We start from the raw sequence: 18,280 nt of genomic DNA, 5'->3' as shown, positions 1-18,280 counted from the left end.
GGCGCTGACAGCTTGCTTTTCTGTTTGTGCTAAGTAAATCAAATTTCATCCCTTGATTTAGCAACATCAATCAAAGCTTGAGTTAAAATTCGACGCAAATGTGTTCTAAGTTCGGCTTCATTACCTGGATAAGCAGGTAAAGCCTCTATTTGTGCATTGGGGTAAGTTTTATGAGTACCAGGGTAAAGAATAGCAGCATAATTTACAACTTGCCGACCCTTACTATCTCGAATAGCATGACTGTAAGCGTGCATTTTGTCAATATCCTGCCTTATAGGCTTGCTTTTTCTGCTTATATTGTCTTGATTTTCGCTTTCAAGTTTATATTTGGGGTCAAATATATAAACTAAATGTGAACCATTTGCAAGCTGAATTTCTAAAGCGATATCAGGACGTTTTGCATGGCTAGAACTATAGATTTCGCCACTTATATTATATGTTCGCTCAGGAATCAGCTTAACTATAGTTTCTTGTTGTGGATGACTTAATACAATAATTGGTTTTCCGTTGGGAAAGACTCTAACAAAAATACCAGTTTTGTCTTTACCTACCAAATTTTGTTCTATTAGGTTCGTCTTACTCCCCTCTCCTCGTAGGAGAGGGGTTGGGGGAGAGGTCAAAACAACGCTTGTCGAACTCACGTTAAATCAAGTTTCGTAGTGAGGACTTTAGTCCTCAAAACAGGACTAAAGTCCTTACTACGAACTCAATTGTGGTAACTTTATATAGTTTGATTTATTTTCGACGGTTTACTTACATTCAACAACTGAATTGCAATATATTTGGAAAATTGAACGCAGATGAACGCAGATAAACGCAGATAAATAAGATGTTAGATTATTGGCTAATGCAGTTTATTCTTGACAAGCCACTAAAGTGAAGTAATGCAGCGTGGGTCTGGTAACGATGCTTTTTCTGGCTGGCGTGGAAACCAAGATGCTGTCTTTTTACAGACCTCGACTAACATTAGCATAACTGGAACTTCAATTAAAACACCTACTACTGTAGCGAGTGCTGCACCAGAATTTAATCCAAACAGCATTACGGCTGTAGCGATCGCAACTTCAAAATGATTACTCGCACCAATTAAGGCGGCTGGTGCAGCATCTTCGTAAATCAAATTGAGTTTTAAGGCTGCTACATAACTAATTAAAAAGATGAAGTTTGTTTGGATAAATAGTGGTACGGCAATTAATAAAATATGTAAGGGATTACTAACTATTAACTCACCTTTAAAAGCAAATAACAAAATTAAAGTTAATAGTAAAGCAGTAATCGCAATGGGACTGAGATATTTGAGAAATCGTCTTTCAAACCATTCTCTACCTTTATATTTGAAAATCCAGTAACGGCTATATATGCCTGCAATTAATGGCAAACCAACATAAATTAACACCGAGAGAACTATAGTTTGCCAGGGTACAGTTAAATCATTTGCTGCTAGTAACCATCTTCCCAAGGGAGCATATAAAAATAGCATCGCCAGAGAATTAACAGCGACCATGACTAAAGTATGACCTTGATTACCGTAGGAGAGATAACCCCACATTAAAACCATTGCTGTACAGGGGGCAATTCCTAGTAAGATGGTTCCAGCTATGTAGGAATTAGCGATCGCTACTTCACTACCACGAATTAATTCTGTCCCGGCGATGAACGGACGAAACAACCAGCCTAAAAAGAACTTGGCAAACACCACCATTGTGAATGGCTTAATTAACCAGTTCACCACTAAGGTAAGAATTACTGGTTTTGGCGCACGAATTGCATTCATGGCTTGGCTAAAGTCTATTTTTACCATGATGGGATACATCATGAAAAACAAACATACCGCAATGGGAATTGAGACTTGATACACACTAACTGCATCTAGTCTGACCGCTACCTCTGGAAATAATCTTCCTAAAGCAATGCCGACAAATATGCACAAAAAGACCCACAAGGTGAGGTATCTTTCAAAAAAGCTGAGATTATTTTCAGTTTTTTGATTTAGGTTCATCGTTTTTAATCTCCATCTCCAGCTTTCCAAGCGATCGCTTTACTTGGTTTGGGATCTGGTAATCTCAAAGAAACTACAGCTGCTCCTAGTACCAAAAACATTGATGTCCACAAACAACCAACCAACCCCAACCATTGATAAACCAAACCAGACAAAACCGTACCAGCCAAGCGACCGCCAGAGTTAGCCATATAGTAAAAGCCGACGTTGAGCGCAACTTTATCATCATCGGTGAATGCTAAAACTAAGTAAGAGTGAACCGCAGAGTTAAAAGCAAACACCACACCAAACAGGAGTAGTCCCCCAACTATGGCAAAATTAGCAGGTACACCTAGTTGCAAAGCTAAGGCGATCGCAGCTGGAACAGCAGTTAAAGTAAATGTCCAAAATTGTATAGTTTTCGATTGTGGCGGACGACCAGAACCAAATCGCCTAATCAGTGTTGGTGCTGATGACTGAATTATCCCATAGCCAATGACCCACACCGCCAAAAATCCACCCACTTGATAGAATGACCAACCTAAAACCTGACGTAAAAATACAGGTAACGCCACCACAAACCACACATCCCGCGAACCAAACAGAAAAAATCGGGCGGCGGAAAGAATGTTAATTTCTGGACTCTTAGAAAACAGTTGGCTAAACTTCACCTTCTTCTTAATTTTGCCCATACCTTTAGGCAGCATCAACCCTGTAAACATGAGCAAAAATAGACCAGTCGCCATAATTAGCAGCGCATTGACAAAGCCAAAAGCACCTAACAAAGCGCTACCAATAAAAAAGCCAACTCCCTTCAAGGCATTTTTAGAACCCGTCAGTATAGCTACCCACTTAAACAAAGATGACTGTGCATCTTGGGGAACCACCAAGCGAATAGCACTTTTAGAACTCATCTTAGTTAAGTCTTTGGCAATTCCCGAAAATGCTTGAGCTACCATCACATAAGTCACAGCCAACCATTGCACCCAACCAGGATTGAGAAATGCTAGCATCACCAAAGAGAAAATCTGTAAGCCAATACCAGTGTAGAGAGTTACCTTCAATCCTAATTGTGAGCCAATCCAACCACCTAAAAAGTTAGTGACAATACCAAATACTTCATAGAACAGAAATAAAGAAGCAATTTGTAGTGGAGTGTAACCAATATTATTGAAATACAGCAACACTAACATTCTCAGAGCGCCATCAGTGAGAGTGAAACCCCAATAGGCTAGAGTTACTAGAATATAATTTTTGAAATTGGCATTAGAAGCTGTAGTTGTCATCGGTAATGAGAAATGAGGGGCTGGGGAATAAGAACTAGGGAGTAGGATACCTAGAGCATCAATTCAGTCATCAAACTAACCCTACTAGGGAAGGAGAAGCTAAACTCCCCTCTCCGCGTCGGAGAGGGGTTGGGGGAGAGGTTCTTCCAGAATTATTGAATCGGTGTTATAGTTCCTAAGTGCTATTTAAGACTTAATGCCACCTTACGGGCGAGTTCAACCATACGGTTGGCATAACCCCATTCGTTGTCATACCAAGCCAGAATTTTTACTTGTGTCTCATCGACAACCATTGTGGAAAGGGCATCAATAATAGAGGAACGAGGGTCGTCTTTGTAATCAATTGAGACTAAAGGACGTTCTTCATAACCCAGGATGCCTTTAAGCGGTGCTTGTTCAGCAGCCGTTTTCAGTAGGGCGTTAATTTCTTCTACTGTGGTGGGTCGGACAACTTCAAAAACGCAGTCTGTCAGGGAAGCGTTGAGTAGCGGTACTCGCACCGCGATACCGTTCAGCTTGCCGTTGAGTTCTGGATAAATTAAGGCGATCGCAGTTGCCGAACCTGTAGTTGTGGGAATTAATGATAAACTGGTAGCTCTGGCACGACGTAAATCTTTATGAGGAGCATCGACGAGGGTTTGAGTATTAGTATTGTCATGGATGGTGGTAATGATTCCGTGTTTAATACCTAAGCCTTCGTGAATAACTTTGACTACTGGTGCTAAACAGTTAGTTGTACAAGAAGCCGCCGTTAAGAGGTGATGCTTTTCCGGCTCATAGAGATCATCATTAACTCCCATGACAATATTTAAGGCTTCTTCCTTCACAGGTGCAGCAACAATTACCTTCTGCACTCCCCTTTTATAATAGGGGTCGAGTGTTGCAGGAGTCCGAAATTTGCCGGAACACTCTAAAACTATATCAACACCAATATCTTCCCAAGGTACATCACCCGGTTTTGCATACTCACTAAAGCTCAAAGGTGTGCCATCAATTAGTATACGTTCACCTTCTGCTTCTACTTCCGGTGTCCAGCGTCCGTGAACAGAATCAAATTTGAGCAAGTGGGCGGCTGCTACTGCTCCACCTTTAATTTCATTAATATGGACAAATTCTAGTTCCGGCCAACCCCAAGCAGCCCGCAATGCTAGTCTTCCAATCCTACCAAACCCATTGATGCCAACACGAACTTTCATGCGTTTTCCTATTGTTATTAGTCATTAGTCAATAGTCAATAGTCATCAGTTAACTATTGACTATGGATCAATACAGTTCAGTTAAGGCTAAATTGAATGACAAGATGATGAACCATGTTAATTTATCGGCGTTTATCCTCTTTATCGGCGGTTAATTACTCTTATCTGAACCGTATTGCACTATGGACAGTTAAAATTGCTTTTGTTTGCGTAATAATTCGCTAATTGTTAAATCTAGTTGGGCTTTGCCTGCAAACACTGTTCCCGCTTTACCTTGATGTAAGTGAACATAATTTATTTGGTAAGCTTCACTCGGTAAAGGTACATAACCAACAGAACTTGCCGTTTTTGGAGCTTGCTTAATGTAAAAATCTACAAACTGATAGATGGCGCTTTTATTTTGTACTGACCAAGGATTGACGTAGATAAATAAAGGTCGAGAAAGCGGTTGATATTGGGATTTTTCTACAGTCTGCCGTGATGGTAAGATTGCACCTTTACCGCTATCAACGGGTAGTGCTTTTAATTTATTTTGGTTCTCTTCATAATAGGCATAACCAAAATAACCTAAAGCGTTGGGGTCTTTGGCAATACCTGCAACTAAAACATCATCATCTTCACTGGCTGTATAGTCGCTACGACTGGCTTTAGCTTTGCCTGTGACTGCTTCGGTGAAGTAGTCAAATGTACCAGATTCTTTACCCGCACCGTATAAATTTAGAGGTCTATCTGGCCAAGAAGCCCGGACTTGGTTCCAACGGGTGATTTTTCCTTGTGCGCCAGGTTCCCAAATCTTTTTGAGTTCGGCAATTGTAATGTCTTTTGCCCAATTATTTTGTGGATGTACGGCAATAGTTAAGGCATCAAAAGCAACAGGCAATTCTACATATCTAATACCGTTGCGATTACATTCTGTCATCTCTGCTTGTGTAATCGGACGAGACGCATTACTAATGTTAGTTTGTCCGGCACAGAATTTGGTAAATCCCCCACTAGTACCAGAAATATTTACTTGAACTTTGACGTTATTATTAGCTTGAAACTCTTTAGCGATCGCCTGGGTAATTGGATAAACTGTACTCGAACCATCTACTGTAATTGTTGCTGTTCTATCTACCGTTGAATTTGCCACCTCAGTAACGTTAGATGACTGCTGAGTTTGATTAGAAGCTGCGGTACAACCACTGACGACAGCAAAAATACCAAGCGCGAGAGCGATTTTCTCGGCTGTTGTTTTCATTGACCTCACCTCTAGGGCGATATTGGTTTATACCTATATCATTTCAAAAAAAATTGATATGTCAACTATGACTAGCTGACTATACACAAAAATTCATCAAAAAAAATTGATGTATCAGTAATGTTTATAGTTTTCAAATTTGCCGTACATTTAGCTGGTAGCGTATGAAAACGTCAGCGTAAATTACAACAGTATGGGTGGCAAATTTATTGTATTTGAAGGGGTAGAGGGTTGCGGCAAGACTAGCCAAATGCGGCTTTGTGCGGAGTGGTTGCAAAGTTTGGGGCTGTCTGTAGTCCTCACCCGTGAACCAGGGGGAACGGAGTTAGGTGTAGAATTGCGGCGGTTGTTGCTACAAAAATCAGCAGATAAACCAATCTCTGAGGTAACAGAGCTATTATTATACGCTGCTGATAGAGCGCAACACGTAGCCCAGGAACTTAAACCGCAGTTAGCACAGGGTAAGTATGTTTTGTGCGATCGCTATATCGACTCTACCATTGCCTATCAAGGTTACGGTCGGGGCTTAGATATGAGTTTAATTGATCAACTGAATGCGATCGCCACTGGTGGGTTAACTAGTGACATCACCATCTGGCTAGATGTAGATGTGGAAATTGGGCTTGCCCGTAAACGAGGAGAAAATGTAGGATTAGACCGGATAGAACAGGAAACAATTACTTTTCATCGCCTTGTACAAAAAGGTTATGCAGATTTAGCTGCGTCTTCTCCCTCACGCATCATCAGAGTTGATGGTAGTTTGAGTCAGGAGAAGGTACATAAAACAATTCAAGACATTTTAAGCGCTTTTTTGACCGTTGACAATCAACAGTTAACTGCCAACCGTCAACAAAGATAATTACCGAAAAATTGGGTTTAAAGCCCTGTCCTTTAAGGACGGCTTTTTGATACAATAATGAAAACAAGCAGGGCATTGTCTGTTGGGCGAGATAGTATAAGACGGGTATGCCCGCAGCTGTTGTTTGAACCCAGAATCTCTGCCCTTTTAGGGTGGGGAGTATGTCAAAATTAAATAATGACAAATGACTCCTTTGCACCACTGATAGGACAACAGCAAGCAGTAGAATTATTAACTCAAGCTGTTAAACAAAACCGAGTCGCCCCAGCTTATCTATTTGCGGGTGCGGATGGTGTAGGACGGAGTTTAGCGGCACGGTGCTTTGTAGAGTTGTTATTTTCCAGCGTTATAGAAATGCGGCTGATACCATCTCTACAACAGCGTTTGCGTCAAAGTAATCATCCTGATTTGTTTTGGGTACAGCCTACTTACCAATATCAAGGACAAAGACTCACAGCCGCCCAAGCCGCCGAGAAAAATGTCAAGCGCAAAGCACCACCAGTAATTCGCTTAGAACAAATTCGCGAAATCACTGAATTTCTCAGCCGCCCTCCTTTGTCAGCACCAAGAAATGTGGTAGTGCTGGAGGAAGCGCAAACAATGGCGGAACCAGCCGCAAATGCTTTGTTGAAAACTTTAGAAGAACCGGGACAAGCAACTATAATATTGATTGCGCCTTCCCCTGAGTCGATATTGCCGACTTTGGTTTCACGTTGTCAACGTATACCGTTTCACCGCTTAGATACAACGTCTTTGACTCAGGTGTTAACACAGACAGGGAATCAAGAAATTTTGCAGCATCCGGCAGTATTGAGTTTAGCATCTGGTAGTCCGGGGAATGCGATCGCCTCTTACGAACAATTACAAGCCATCCCCCCAGAACTACTGCAAGAGTTAACCACAGCCCTTAAATCTCAACGTCATGCCTTGGAATTAGCAAAGAAAATCGATAAAGATTTAGATACAGAAGCCCAATTATGGTTAGTTGATTACTTACAGCAATCTTACTGGAAAAACCAGCACCAACCAAGCCTAATCAGTCAGTTAGAAAAAACCCGTAAATATCTCCTTGCCTACGCTCAACCCCGTCTGGTTTGGGAATGTACCTTATTATCTGTACATCAACAGCTTAATCTGTATGAACGTAGTAGCGTGTCTAGCCTTAAATGTAGCAATAGATTTGAGAAAAATCGAACGCAGATGAACGCAGATGAACGCAGATGATAGATTGCTAATGCACTATTTTAGCCTTGCCACGCTAGTAGTAGCGTGTCTAGACTAAAATAGTGCATTAGGTTTAAATAAAAAACCGCCGATGAACGCCGATTAATTTTTTCTCAATCTATCGCTGCATTTTAGCCTTGCCACGCTAGTAGTGGAATGGCAAGGCTAAAATATTGTATAAATATAACTCTTGTGGTGTAGGCATCTTGCCTGCACTGGACGGGCAAGATGCCCGTCCCACAAGAAAAAAATAATGCAACATTTTAGTCTTGCTACGCCAGTAGTCTGCGCTAACGTATCCTAAAATTTAAGGTTTACTTTATAAATCATTTTTAAATCGGTAGAACTCACACTAACAAACGTAGATGGCGATCGCTGAAATTCAGACAGAGCTTTTTCCACAAATTGTCACCTGCCATAACTGATAACTGTTTACTGTTAAATTTAACTCTTGCTATGTCCGTCGAGACTGGACATAGCAATTTCGTTTTTCAGTTTGTTTTATGCGCTCTGAGGACATAGCAGCAAAATTGATCCCAGACACCAGCCTTAATAAAGAATTTAGGGCGTAGACAGGGGTCGTTCAATGCTAACCTGATAGATGATATTGCTTGATCTAAGGTCTTAGACGACCCATTCTGAAATATAGCTTCAATCATTAGGCGCAGCATGGTCACCACCGCAGAAAAAACAAACATCGGTTACATTACCCAAATCATCGGCCCGGTTGTAGACGTTAAATTCCCCGGCGGTAAGCTACCGCAAATCTACAACGCGCTGACCATCAAAGGTACTAACGAAGCAGGACAAGAAATCAACCTGACTATCGAAGTACAGCAACTTTTGGGCGACAACCAAATTCGCGCCGTAGCTATGAGTTCCACCGATGGCTTAGTCCGTGGTTTGGAAGTTGTTGATACAGGCGCTCCCATCAGCGTCCCCGTTGGTAAAGCGACTCTCGGTCGGATTTTTAACGTTCTTGGCGAACCCGTAGACAACCAAGGGCCAGTTAATAACCAAGAAACTCTACCCATCCACCGTTCCGCGCCCAAACTCACTGACCTGGAAACCAAGCCTTCTGTGTTTGAAACAGGGATTAAGGTTGTTGACCTCTTAACCCCCTACAGACGCGGTGGTAAAATCGGTCTGTTCGGCGGTGCAGGCGTGGGCAAGACCGTAATCATGATGGAGTTGATTAACAACATTGCAACTCAACATGGTGGCGTGTCTGTGTTCGCTGGTGTGGGAGAGCGTACCCGTGAAGGGAATGACCTCTATAACGAAATGATTGAATCTGGGGTAATCAACAAAGATAACCTCAATGAATCGAAAATTGCGCTAGTTTACGGTCAGATGAACGAACCACCCGGAGCAAGAATGCGGGTAGGTTTGTCTGGTTTGACAATGGCTGAATACTTCCGTGATGTCAACAAGCAAGACGTACTGTTGTTTATTGACAACATCTTCCGTTTCGTGCAAGCTGGTTCTGAAGTATCCGCGCTGTTGGGTCGGATGCCTTCTGCGGTAGGATATCAGCCTACATTGGGTACTGACGTAGGTGAACTGCAAGAACGCATCACATCCACCACCGAAGGTTCCATTACCTCAATTCAAGCTGTATACGTACCTGCGGACGACTTGACAGACCCCGCGCCTGCTACCACCTTCGCTCACTTGGATGGAACAACCGTATTATCACGGGGTTTGGCATCTAAGGGTATTTATCCGGCGGTAGATCCTCTGGGTTCCACCTCTACCATGTTGCAGCCCAACATCGTAGGTGACGAACACTACAATACTGCTCGTGCTGTCCAATCAACCTTGCAACGCTACAAAGAATTACAAGACATCATCGCTATCTTGGGTCTAGACGAATTGTCTGAAGAAGACCGTCTGACAGTAGCACGCGCCCGCAAAATTGAGCGTTTCTTGTCTCAACCCTTCTTCGTAGCTGAAGTATTCACAGGTTCTCCTGGTAAGTACGTGAAGTTGGAAGATACCATCAAAGGGTTCCAGAAGATTCTCTCTGGTGAATTAGATGATCTGCCAGAGCAAGCCTTCTACTTGGTAGGCGACATCAACGAAGCGATCGCCAAAGCTGAAAAACTCAAAGGCTAAATCTCAGTGAACAGTTATCAGTGAACAGTTATCAGAGATGAAAACTGATAACTGAAAACTGATAACTGAAAACTGATAACTGAAAACTGACAACTGAAAACTGAATCATGACCCTAACTGTCCGTGTAATTTCCCCAGATAAAACAGTGTGGGATGCGGAAGCTGATGAAGTGGTTTTACCCAGCACTACCGGTCAGCTAGGTATCCTGAGTGGACACGCCCCACTGTTAACTGCGCTGGATACAGGTGTACTACGAGTACGCGCCAGCAAGAGCCAAAACTGGCAAGCGATCGCCCTATTGGGTGGTTTTGCCGAAGTTGAAGAAAATGAAGTCACCATCCTGGTAAATGGTGCAGAACGTGGCGATGCGATTAACCTAGAAGAAGCACGTACTGCTTACAGCCAAGCACAAACCAAGCTGAATCAAGTACCCGCAGGCGATCGCCAAGCCCAAATTCAAGCCAATCAAGCCTTTAAACGCGCTCGCGCTCGTTTTCAAGCTGCTGGCGGTATGGTATAAAATTATATACCAAGTTTTGTAGGGTGGGCAATTTGCTCACCCTACATTGTTTTTAGGTAATGCTGAAAGGTCTTTAAAAAAGGACTAAAGTCCTTACTACGAACTCAATTGTTAACGACGACCAAATCCTTTTCCGCGCATTGCTTTCGACCAGATAATTAATTCGCCGTTTTTGCCACCAGCAGCGAGTTGATTATCTTGAGGATGCCAAGATAAGCAGGAAAATCCCCCAGAGGCTCCATCAAGAATTTGAGTTAGTCGCTTACCTTGGTTCCATAAGCAAACTAACCCATCTCCTCCAGCCGAAGCCAACAGATGAGATTTTGGTTGAAATTGGATTGATTCTACAATATCTTCATGCCTTGATAAGACTATAGCACTCCATTCTAAATCCTCTTTTTCCCATACTGCGATCGCCTCAACACAGGAAATTGCTAACAGTGGAGCGCCTGATTTTGTTGCTGTATCCGACCAAGCTAAATGACGAATTTTGCCTGGAAAACCTCTCATTACCCAAGGAAGGGGGTTATTCCATTCCAAAACGGTGATAGTCCGATCTAAATTAGCAGAGGCAATATATTTACCATCTGGCGACCAAGATATTACTAAACTAGCTGAATCAACTGGTAATAAATAGGGTTCATCCTGCCAATTTTCCACCATCCAAATCTTGACTTCTTGATAACCAGCAACGGCTAAACTTTCGCCTTGGGGATGCCAAGTAATATCTTGTACGGAGGAAGTCTGAAAATTTAGAGTAGTTTCTATTTCGTCTCTATCAGCATTCCACACCTGCACATGGCGACCAGTACTGAAAGCTAATTGGTTTTTGCTGGGACTCCACCTCATACGGTCTATCCAAGTACGGTCATTTTTGAGAATGCGGATAAGTTCCGGCTCAGACTGTAACCGCCAAATTTTCACCTCGCCATTTTGTCCACCTGCGGCGAGAAATTGCCCATCTTGAGAAAATACTAAACAGTCTACAGATTGTCCATCAGCAGGTTGTAGGGATTTGACTATTTGCTTGTCTGGAGTAGAATACAAAGCTACCTCACCAGCCGCAGAACTGGCGGCGAGAGTCTTACCTTGTGGCGACCAAGCGATATTTGTCACGTAGTCTGACAGCATCTGTTGCCAATAATGCTCAAGCTCACCTTGTATCTTTGCTTTTAAACCAGACACACCATTTATCCTTTTTTATTTGCGGCGATCGCAGTTTGTCCTGCTTCAAAATAATGAGAATCGTTATCAAGATTATACCTCTGAATCGAGGAATTAAACGCTAGATGGCGATTTTTTCACCTTCCCTTGGCTTTGAAATCCTTTACCATTGCCGTAGGATACAGTCTTGAATACTACTTGATTGTTACTAGGATTGTAGAGAGTATAAGTCGCTTGTCCAAAATTGCGTCCCACGTTACCGACTCCAATTACTTGACGCGGAGAAATGGTGATGGTTGGCGGGGAAACTTGGCTATCAAGAGTAGTTAGTTTAGTTGTAATAGAACCAGCTTGCAACTGATACTGAAAAGTTAAACCAGAACGCCCACAAAATAAATTATTTGCCTGCATTCGTGATAATCTATCAAGCATTTGAATGGGGGGAGTTTCTGGGGTGAGTTCATCGTCTACACCTAGCGTTGAGCCGTGGATTAATAAACAATCTAATTCAAAAAATCCAAAATCGAGCGATCGCAACCATTGTACAGTCTGGCGAGAAACCGAGTCCCACAATTTCTTCACAGTATCACCACCGTATTTAGCGATGAGTTCATTAGCCTCCCCAGTCGCACCCAAACCATGCAAAATTAAACACTGTTCTTCCCACCAACCTTTACAAATTAACGGTTCTAATTCTCCCCTTTTTGGGTTTTGTATCCGTTCCACCAACTTTTCTGTTTCTGGTCTTGGCCCTACCACATCACCCAAAATATACAAAGCCTCTACATTACCCTGACGCTTAATATCCACTATGACAGCTTCATAAGCAGCAAGATTTCCTTCAATTCCAGTTAAAATAGCCCATTTATTCATATTTATTTTCGGTTACTAATACTATGGGGGTCACGGGTGTCACGAGTGTAAGGGGGTAAGGGTTTTGAAGACATACACCCCTATACCCCTATACTCCTACACCCTTGCCCAAACCCTTGATTTTTCGTTTTTATGCGTAATACCGTTTCTTGATGAAGATGCACTTTATTCTGCCCTGTAGAGACGTTGCATGCAACGTCTCTACATTGTTTTTCCGTGCAACTTCATAGAGAATTGGTATAAGTCCTATATCTTTGACTGCAACTTGGTATTACCTTGTGCAAACATGAGTCGGATCATCTGCTCTTTCTGCATACTCTAACCCATGTGCTAAACGCCAAGCAAAAATCGCAGGTAAACCTTTTTCGATAATGGCTGCACAGGTTTTTTGGTAATCATAAGGTACTTCCCGCAATTTAATCTCTTGAGTTTCCATGTCATAAATTACATAAGTAGCATTGGGTCTACCATGTCTTGGTTCTCCCACCGAACCTACATTCACAATTCTTTTGAGAGGCGATATAAAATTCCTTTCTTCTGTTAATTCTCCTTTTTTCACAGTAACTTGTAGTTGAACAGCATCAAGATCCCGAACATAAGGCACATGAGTATGACCACAAAACAGCACATCTGCATCTGTGGTAAGTACACGCTCTATGGCGACAAAAGCATCTAGTTCCGGTAACAAATACTCATGGTTACTATAAGGGCTACCGTGAACAAAAGCTAAATTTTCTACTTTCAGGCTATGGGGTAATTGGGCGAGAAATTCCCGGTTTTCTGGGTGAATTTCTTTATTAGTCCATTCATGAGCTTTGATGCCTCTTTTTTCTGCTAATAATGAAGGATAACTACACTCACAAGCGTTTAAACCTTCCACAATATCTTCATCCCAACACCCGACACAGGTGGGAATATCTAAAGCACGAATTTGGCTAATGACTGCGTTGGGATGCGGCCCATATCCTACTAAATCACCAACACAGAAAATCTTTTCTGCTTTTTGCTCATCGATATCTAGTAATACAGCATCTAAAGCTGCGTAATTGCCATGAATACATGAGATGACGGCTATTTTCATGTTTGTTATCCTTGGAATAGGTGAATATTTGAGAATAAAAGTTGTTTTGATTGAGTTTAAAAGAAGGACTAAAGTCCTGACTACAAACATTATTTAAGTTGTTTCACTTAAAATCTTTTTGACTTCTTGTTGGTATTGCATAATCGCCGCATCAGACAAACAACAATCTGATAAGGTTTGTTTTAAAGCGGCTTCATCTAAGTTTTTCCCCACCACTTCTAAGCCACTGAAACGCTGAGGTCTACCATCTAAGTAACGTGGTAGGTCTAATTCTAGAAAATGAGTTTGGGGAACGCCAGCGACGAAATCACAGTAAAGTGAGCGACCATCGTTAACATCAAAAATTGCCTTGGCGCGGGTGACTTTGCCGTAAGCCCCGTGGGTGACTTCATACCAAAATTCCTCTAAACTATTTTCATCAATCACTTGACCATTGCAGGCTACCCGCCATACAGCTTCAGCAGTATTGATTTGGGCTGGTGCGCCTGGTATAATCTCTTTTCCCCAAGCATGGTATTCGGAGTTTTTCAGGTCGGGGGGTAAGACGACGACAGTATGGTAAGTTAGATTATCTAATAATTGTGCGATCGCCGAAGGTATCACTCCCAGATCAAAGTAAAACCCTAATTCAATGTAAACCGCTTGTGCTTGGCGTATTTGCTCTAGCAATTCCACTTCCTGACCATCGCCAAAGACCTGCAACCCAGGAAATTCAGTTGCTATGCGGGTTTGGTCAATAGGAACAGTACCAGTTCCTAGACTCAAATAAATTATTTTATCAACAACCTTCATGTTTGTTAGCTGTTGGCAAACCCAGGTAGTTTTTCCTGACCCAGATGTGCCTGCAATCACGGTAATAATTGGTGTAGACATAATCAACTATTTTAAAATTTAAGCTGGAGGAGATATTGGTACAGCATTAAAAAAACAACTTCTTGCGCCAGTGTGACAAGCAATATCACCAATTTGCTCAACTTTTAGCAGGATGGTATCTCCATCACAGTCGTAAAACATCTCTTGCACTTTTTGAATATGTCCAGATGTCGCCCCTTTATGCCATAATTCTGAGCGCGATCTACTCCAATAATGAGCTTCACCAGTAGTTAGTGTTTTTTGAATTGATTTACAGTTCATCCAAGCCATCATCAAAACAGTACCATCGCGGTAATCTTGAACTATTGCCGGAATCAAACCTTGCTCGTTAAACTTCAAACTTGCCAATATTTCAGTAGCTACAAGCATCACTAATAAATCATGAGTGTTGGCTAATAAATAATGTAGAGACAGAACATTTCTTGTCTCTACATAAAAAATCAACGTTTACTTCAGCCGAAACTTAAGAGTGAAAATTAGCGTTGTGTCGCACCAAATTCATAAACTCTTCACGAGTCCGCGCATCTTCAGCAAACACACCACGCATTGCACTGGTAACAGTCCAAGACCCTGGTTTCTGCACACCCCGCATCACCATACACATATGAGTTGCTTCGATCACAACTGCAACCCCTTGGGGTTTGAGCAAACCTTGCAACGCATCCGCAATTTGCAGTGTGAGACGTTCTTGCACTTGTAAACGCCGAGCATACATTTCACAAATACGAGCTATTTTCGATAACCCTATCACCTTACCATTAGGAATATAGGCAACATGAGCGCGACCGATAATCGGTAAAATATGATGCTCACAAGAACTAAAAATATCGATATCCCGAATTAATACCATTTCATTCGCATCTTCTGTAAAAACTGCTCCGTTCAGCAGTTCATCTAAAGATTCATGATATCCTTTAGTGAGAAATTGCAGAGCTTTAACAACTCGCTTAGGGGTATCTTTTAACCCTTCTCGATCAGGATTTTCGCCTAGACCAATTAGCAATGTTCGCACAGCCTGCACCATTTCTGCTTCTGTGACAGTTGGTAGTTGCTGAGTAGATAAAGACGAAACCATCTGAGCAGCAGAATTAATGTCGGGACGAGTCGATAAAGTCATTTCGTTTGTTTAATTGGTAGGAATTTTGAAATAGTTAATAGTTTAAAGAATATCTAACTCAGTATTAAAAAATGGAGATTCTATATTTGCTAATTGCTTCCAAATTAACAAATATGATAAATTGACACATATCTTATATTGGTCTATTTATCTCCAAATAGCTGGGTTATTTTTTGATATCTATTAACTAAATTTGGTTAATTATTTAACCCTAATTAATCATACCAAACAATTGTTAAGTTGTGTGTACATTTGCTGCATATTTAATTTTCTGCCAATAAAAACCACTTGATTTTTAGGGAGAGTACGCCATTCATCAGCATATAAGTGATAGCGAGGCCCACTTAATTGGAAAATATGACGTAAATCACTATCACTAAACCATAAAATACCCTTCGCGCGGAAAACATTATTTGGCATTTCTTCCGTGAGAAAAGTTTCAAATTTATGAACATCAAAGGGTCTATCAGCTTGGAAAGAAACTGATATAAATCCATCATTTTCTAAATGATGGGAGTGATGCTCATGATGATGTTCATGTTCATGGTCGTGGTGGTGATGATGGTGTTCATCTACATGGTGATGATCTACATCCTCAGCAGTATATTTATCTGTTGGCGTTAACTCTAATCCTAAAATTAATGGTAGTGCCACCTGACCATATTGAGTATGTAAAATTCTTGCACCCTCTTTTACACTATGAATATATTCTTCTACTTCTTTAGTTTTTTCTAGAGGAGCAAGGTCTGTTTTATTCAGGAGAATAATATCACTATAGGTAATTTGTTTTAATGCTGCTTCACTTTCAAAATGGTTAGGGGTAAAAGCTTCAGCATCTACCAGAGTAATAATTGAGTCCAGGTTGGTTAAATCTCGCAGTTCTGTACCCAAAAAAGTTAAAATAATCGGTAGTGGATCTGCTACACCAGTAGTTTCAATTACCAAATAGTCAATACGTTCTTCTCTTTCTAAAACCCGATAAACAGCATCGACTAGACCATCATTAATAGTACAGCATATACAGCCATTGCTCAGTTCGAGCATATCTTGGTCTACGGAAACTAACAGTTGGCTATCAATATTAATATCGCCAAATTCATTTACTAAGACAGCTACTTTTAAATCTTGCTTATTTTTGAGAATTTGGTTGAGTAGTGTAGTTTTACCACTGCCCAGAAATCCTGTAATAATGGTCACAGGCATTCCACGCTTAGGAACTTCAGTAATGATATCGTTATCTGGTGCAGCGATAGTATTCATCTCAATCAATTCCTTTGCTGAATAGGTGTAGATATATTCATCTCTCAAACCGAGAAAGGAATGAGAATCGTTATCATATTAGCTAAAAATGCTCTGCTTTGGCAAGATTGTTTGTTAAGACTGGGTGTAGAGAGGTAAGGGTCTAGGGGTATAAGGGTTTTTAACACCTACACCCGTACACCTTTGACGGGTTAGTCCTGAAAGTTTAACTTGCTTGCGCTGCCATGATGCTGGGGGAAAAGGCTACACTCGGTTTAACAATTGCTGGAACGATTTTCTCACAAGCCATCCTTGCACCTGATAAATTTCTGGCTGTCGGCCCTACTTGCAAGGCAGCTAAACCACCCATAATGAATAATTCACAGCCAGGCCATCGTAGACAAGTATCTAAGACTGGCAAACCTTTAATGATGGGGGTAGGGTACGCCTGTAGAATATCTTTTAATAAGGGTTCAGTGGTGACATCAAATTTAGTACCAGTCGAGAGCCAGATATAATCACAATCATGCTGGCTACCATCACTACATTCTACAAGCCAATTCTCACCCAACCATTGGGCTTTGACGATTTGGCAGTTTTCGTCAATTCTGATGTTACCATTGCGTGCTTGTCTGCGTAATTGGGTGGCGATCGCCGGAGTCATCGACCCACCATTTCTAGCCTGCTGAATCATGGTAAAACGTTGTTGCCAATCTGATTGTGCAAAAAAATCCTTGAGGTACTTTGGCCCCAACCAACCCGGTTCTGCGTCAAACAACTTTTCTGCTAACTGTCGGCGAATTAGTAAATGCACCTTCGCACCGCGAGAAATAGCACCCACAGCTAAATGTCCACTCGTCAACCCGCCACCAACAATTAATACTCTCTTACCCACCAAGTGTAATTTTCGTAAATCTATTGTTTGAGAGTGGCAAAGTCTATCTTGTGGATATGGTGAGTGAATTTGATTTACCCAATTAGGTATTTGACGTTGAGCGCTACCAGTTGCTAGAACTACCCGCCGTGCAATTACCTCTTGTCCATCTTGCAAACCGAGGCGGAATTGAGGACGCAGATGATCAGGTAAGGGTTGAATACTCTTGACTGCTAAAGGAATAACTTGGTCTTGCAACTGGCGGATTTTTATCACATCCTGACAAAAATCATCAAATAGTTGCGTCCCTGGTAAATCATAGGGGGGAAATAACTCATGGGGACGAGATTCTGCAAATTTCCGCAAAGCAAAGGGGTTAGGGTCTGGATGATGCACTGCGGGGGAACGTAAATGCGGAATTTCCAAAGCTGTAAATTGCTGCTTCCAGCGACTCATCCACATACCACTGGGGTCAAATACCGAGAATCTACCCTTGATAGACTGCCGTTTTTGCAGTAGATGGGTAGTTAAGGTCAGAGCATGAGGCCCTGCACCAACAATAGCTAGGTCAATTTTTTTGGTCATTGGTCATTGGTCAATAGTCAATAGTCAATAGTCAATAGTCAACAGTCAATAG

The 18,280-nt window shown here is 41.7% G+C and carries 17 protein-coding genes; 4 read left to right on the top strand and 13 right to left on the bottom strand.

The genetic code is table 11. From position 1 onward, the window contains the following. Positions 1 to 38: 38 nt before the first annotated feature. The 5 genes from H6G83_RS15985 to H6G83_RS15965 form a co-directional block, all read right to left on the bottom strand. Positions 39 to 641: a nuclease domain-containing protein gene (locus H6G83_RS15985; RefSeq protein WP_313936280.1), complete on the bottom strand. Its 603-nt coding sequence runs from the start codon at positions 639 to 641 to the stop codon at positions 39 to 41. A gap of 230 nt (positions 642 to 871) precedes the next feature. Then, a complete protein-coding gene (gene arsB, locus H6G83_RS15980; protein WP_190474000.1) occupies positions 872 to 1,999 on the bottom strand; it encodes an ACR3 family arsenite efflux transporter in 1,128 nt (375 codons plus the stop codon). Between the two features lie 5 nt (positions 2,000 to 2,004). After that, the gene (arsJ, locus tag H6G83_RS15975) at positions 2,005 to 3,264 is read right to left on the bottom strand and encodes an organoarsenical effux MFS transporter ArsJ (protein ID WP_190473998.1); all 1,260 of its coding nucleotides are present in this window, start codon (positions 3,262 to 3,264) and stop codon (positions 2,005 to 2,007) included. A gap of 182 nt (positions 3,265 to 3,446) precedes the next feature. Continuing rightward, the gene (locus H6G83_RS15970) at positions 3,447 to 4,460 is read right to left on the bottom strand and encodes an ArsJ-associated glyceraldehyde-3-phosphate dehydrogenase (protein WP_190473995.1); all 1,014 of its coding nucleotides are present in this window, start codon (positions 4,458 to 4,460) and stop codon (positions 3,447 to 3,449) included. Between the two features lie 190 nt (positions 4,461 to 4,650). Continuing rightward, entirely contained in the window at positions 4,651 to 5,700 is a 1,050-nt protein-coding gene (locus tag H6G83_RS15965; protein WP_190473994.1) for a PstS family phosphate ABC transporter substrate-binding protein, read from the bottom strand. Positions 5,701 to 5,893: 193 nt separating this feature from the next. On the opposite strand from H6G83_RS15965, the gene tmk reads away from it, so the two are divergent. The 4 genes from tmk to atpC all read left to right on the top strand — a co-directional run bounded on the left by tmk (position 5,894) and on the right by atpC (position 10,422). Then, positions 5,894 to 6,559, top strand: a complete 666-nt coding sequence (gene tmk / locus H6G83_RS15960) for a dTMP kinase (RefSeq protein WP_190473991.1) — start codon at positions 5,894 to 5,896, stop codon at positions 6,557 to 6,559. Positions 6,560 to 6,736: 177 nt separating this feature from the next. Next, positions 6,737 to 7,783, top strand: a complete 1,047-nt coding sequence (holB, locus tag H6G83_RS15955; RefSeq protein ID WP_190473989.1) for a DNA polymerase III subunit delta' — start codon at positions 6,737 to 6,739, stop codon at positions 7,781 to 7,783. A 669-nt stretch (positions 7,784 to 8,452) separates the two neighbouring features. Further along, positions 8,453 to 9,901, top strand: a complete 1,449-nt coding sequence (atpD, locus tag H6G83_RS15950) for a F0F1 ATP synthase subunit beta (RefSeq protein ID WP_190473987.1) — start codon at positions 8,453 to 8,455, stop codon at positions 9,899 to 9,901. Between the two features lie 107 nt (positions 9,902 to 10,008). After that, positions 10,009 to 10,422, top strand: a complete 414-nt coding sequence (gene atpC, locus H6G83_RS15945) for an ATP synthase F1 subunit epsilon (RefSeq protein ID WP_190473985.1) — start codon at positions 10,009 to 10,011, stop codon at positions 10,420 to 10,422. Between the two features lie 111 nt (positions 10,423 to 10,533). Here the strand turns inward: atpC and H6G83_RS15940 are convergent, their stop codons facing one another. From H6G83_RS15940 to H6G83_RS15905, 8 genes are all read right to left on the bottom strand, one after another. After that, complete coding sequence (locus H6G83_RS15940; RefSeq protein WP_313936275.1) at positions 10,534 to 11,607, bottom strand: WD40 repeat domain-containing protein; 1,074 nt, start codon at positions 11,605 to 11,607, stop codon at positions 10,534 to 10,536. 93 nt (positions 11,608 to 11,700) lie between these two features. Then, positions 11,701 to 12,459, bottom strand: a complete 759-nt coding sequence (locus H6G83_RS15935; RefSeq protein ID WP_190473983.1) for a metallophosphatase — start codon at positions 12,457 to 12,459, stop codon at positions 11,701 to 11,703. Between the two features lie 271 nt (positions 12,460 to 12,730). Next, positions 12,731 to 13,540 (bottom strand): metallophosphoesterase family protein, encoded by an 810-nt coding sequence (locus tag H6G83_RS15930; RefSeq protein WP_190473982.1) that lies wholly within the window; start codon positions 13,538 to 13,540, stop codon positions 12,731 to 12,733. Between the two features lie 93 nt (positions 13,541 to 13,633). Further along, on the bottom strand, positions 13,634 to 14,413 hold the full coding sequence (locus tag H6G83_RS15925; protein WP_190473980.1) for a CobW family GTP-binding protein: 780 nt from the start codon (positions 14,411 to 14,413) through the stop codon (positions 13,634 to 13,636). Positions 14,414 to 14,431: 18 nt separating this feature from the next. Then, complete coding sequence (gene hisI, locus H6G83_RS15920; protein ID WP_190473979.1) at positions 14,432 to 14,782, bottom strand: phosphoribosyl-AMP cyclohydrolase; 351 nt, start codon at positions 14,780 to 14,782, stop codon at positions 14,432 to 14,434. A gap of 94 nt (positions 14,783 to 14,876) precedes the next feature. Beyond that, positions 14,877 to 15,530 carry a GTP cyclohydrolase I FolE gene (folE, locus tag H6G83_RS15915; protein ID WP_190473977.1) on the bottom strand — a complete coding sequence of 218 codons (654 nt, stop codon included), beginning with the start codon at positions 15,528 to 15,530 and terminating at the stop codon, positions 14,877 to 14,879. A gap of 219 nt (positions 15,531 to 15,749) precedes the next feature. Further along, positions 15,750 to 16,790, bottom strand: a complete 1,041-nt coding sequence (locus tag H6G83_RS15910) for a CobW family GTP-binding protein (protein WP_190473975.1) — start codon at positions 16,788 to 16,790, stop codon at positions 15,750 to 15,752. 205 nt (positions 16,791 to 16,995) lie between these two features. Further along, on the bottom strand, positions 16,996 to 18,228 hold the full coding sequence (locus H6G83_RS15905; protein WP_190473973.1) for an FAD/NAD(P)-binding protein: 1,233 nt from the start codon (positions 18,226 to 18,228) through the stop codon (positions 16,996 to 16,998). Between the last annotated feature and the right edge of the window lie 52 nt (positions 18,229 to 18,280).

Origin of the sequence: Anabaena azotica FACHB-119 (genome assembly GCF_014697625.1) — a bacterium.
Lineage (GTDB): Bacteria > Cyanobacteriota > Cyanobacteriia > Cyanobacteriales > Nostocaceae > Trichormus > Trichormus azoticus_A.
The sequence above is the reverse complement of the archived record's forward strand: the minus strand, read 5'-3'. Positions and strand labels throughout refer to the sequence as shown.

Excerpts from the sequence above, each read along its gene's own strand:
- arsB (WP_190474000.1), bottom strand. The coding sequence starts at position 1,999 with ATGAACCTAAATCAAAAAACTGAAAATAATCTCAGCTTTTTTGAAAGA.
- arsJ (WP_190473998.1), bottom strand. The coding sequence starts at position 3,264 with ATGACAACTACAGCTTCTAATGCCAATTTCAAAAATTATATTCTAGTA.
- H6G83_RS15970 (WP_190473995.1), bottom strand. The coding sequence starts at position 4,460 with ATGAAAGTTCGTGTTGGCATCAATGGGTTTGGTAGGATTGGAAGACTA.
- H6G83_RS15965 (WP_190473994.1), bottom strand. The coding sequence starts at position 5,700 with ATGAAAACAACAGCCGAGAAAATCGCTCTCGCGCTTGGTATTTTTGCT.
- tmk (WP_190473991.1), top strand. The coding sequence starts at position 5,894 with ATGGGTGGCAAATTTATTGTATTTGAAGGGGTAGAGGGTTGCGGCAAG.
- holB (WP_190473989.1), top strand. The coding sequence starts at position 6,737 with ATGACAAATGACTCCTTTGCACCACTGATAGGACAACAGCAAGCAGTA.
- atpD (WP_190473987.1), top strand. The coding sequence starts at position 8,453 with ATGGTCACCACCGCAGAAAAAACAAACATCGGTTACATTACCCAAATC.
- atpC (WP_190473985.1), top strand. The coding sequence starts at position 10,009 with ATGACCCTAACTGTCCGTGTAATTTCCCCAGATAAAACAGTGTGGGAT.
- H6G83_RS15935 (WP_190473983.1), bottom strand. The coding sequence starts at position 12,459 with ATGAATAAATGGGCTATTTTAACTGGAATTGAAGGAAATCTTGCTGCT.
- H6G83_RS15930 (WP_190473982.1), bottom strand. The coding sequence starts at position 13,540 with ATGAAAATAGCCGTCATCTCATGTATTCATGGCAATTACGCAGCTTTA.
- H6G83_RS15925 (WP_190473980.1), bottom strand. The coding sequence starts at position 14,413 with ATGTCTACACCAATTATTACCGTGATTGCAGGCACATCTGGGTCAGGA.
- hisI (WP_190473979.1), bottom strand. The coding sequence starts at position 14,782 with ATGCTTGTAGCTACTGAAATATTGGCAAGTTTGAAGTTTAACGAGCAA.
- folE (WP_190473977.1), bottom strand. The coding sequence starts at position 15,530 with ATGACTTTATCGACTCGTCCCGACATTAATTCTGCTGCTCAGATGGTT.
- H6G83_RS15910 (WP_190473975.1), bottom strand. The coding sequence starts at position 16,790 with ATGAATACTATCGCTGCACCAGATAACGATATCATTACTGAAGTTCCT.
- H6G83_RS15905 (WP_190473973.1), bottom strand. The coding sequence starts at position 18,228 with ATGACCAAAAAAATTGACCTAGCTATTGTTGGTGCAGGGCCTCATGCT.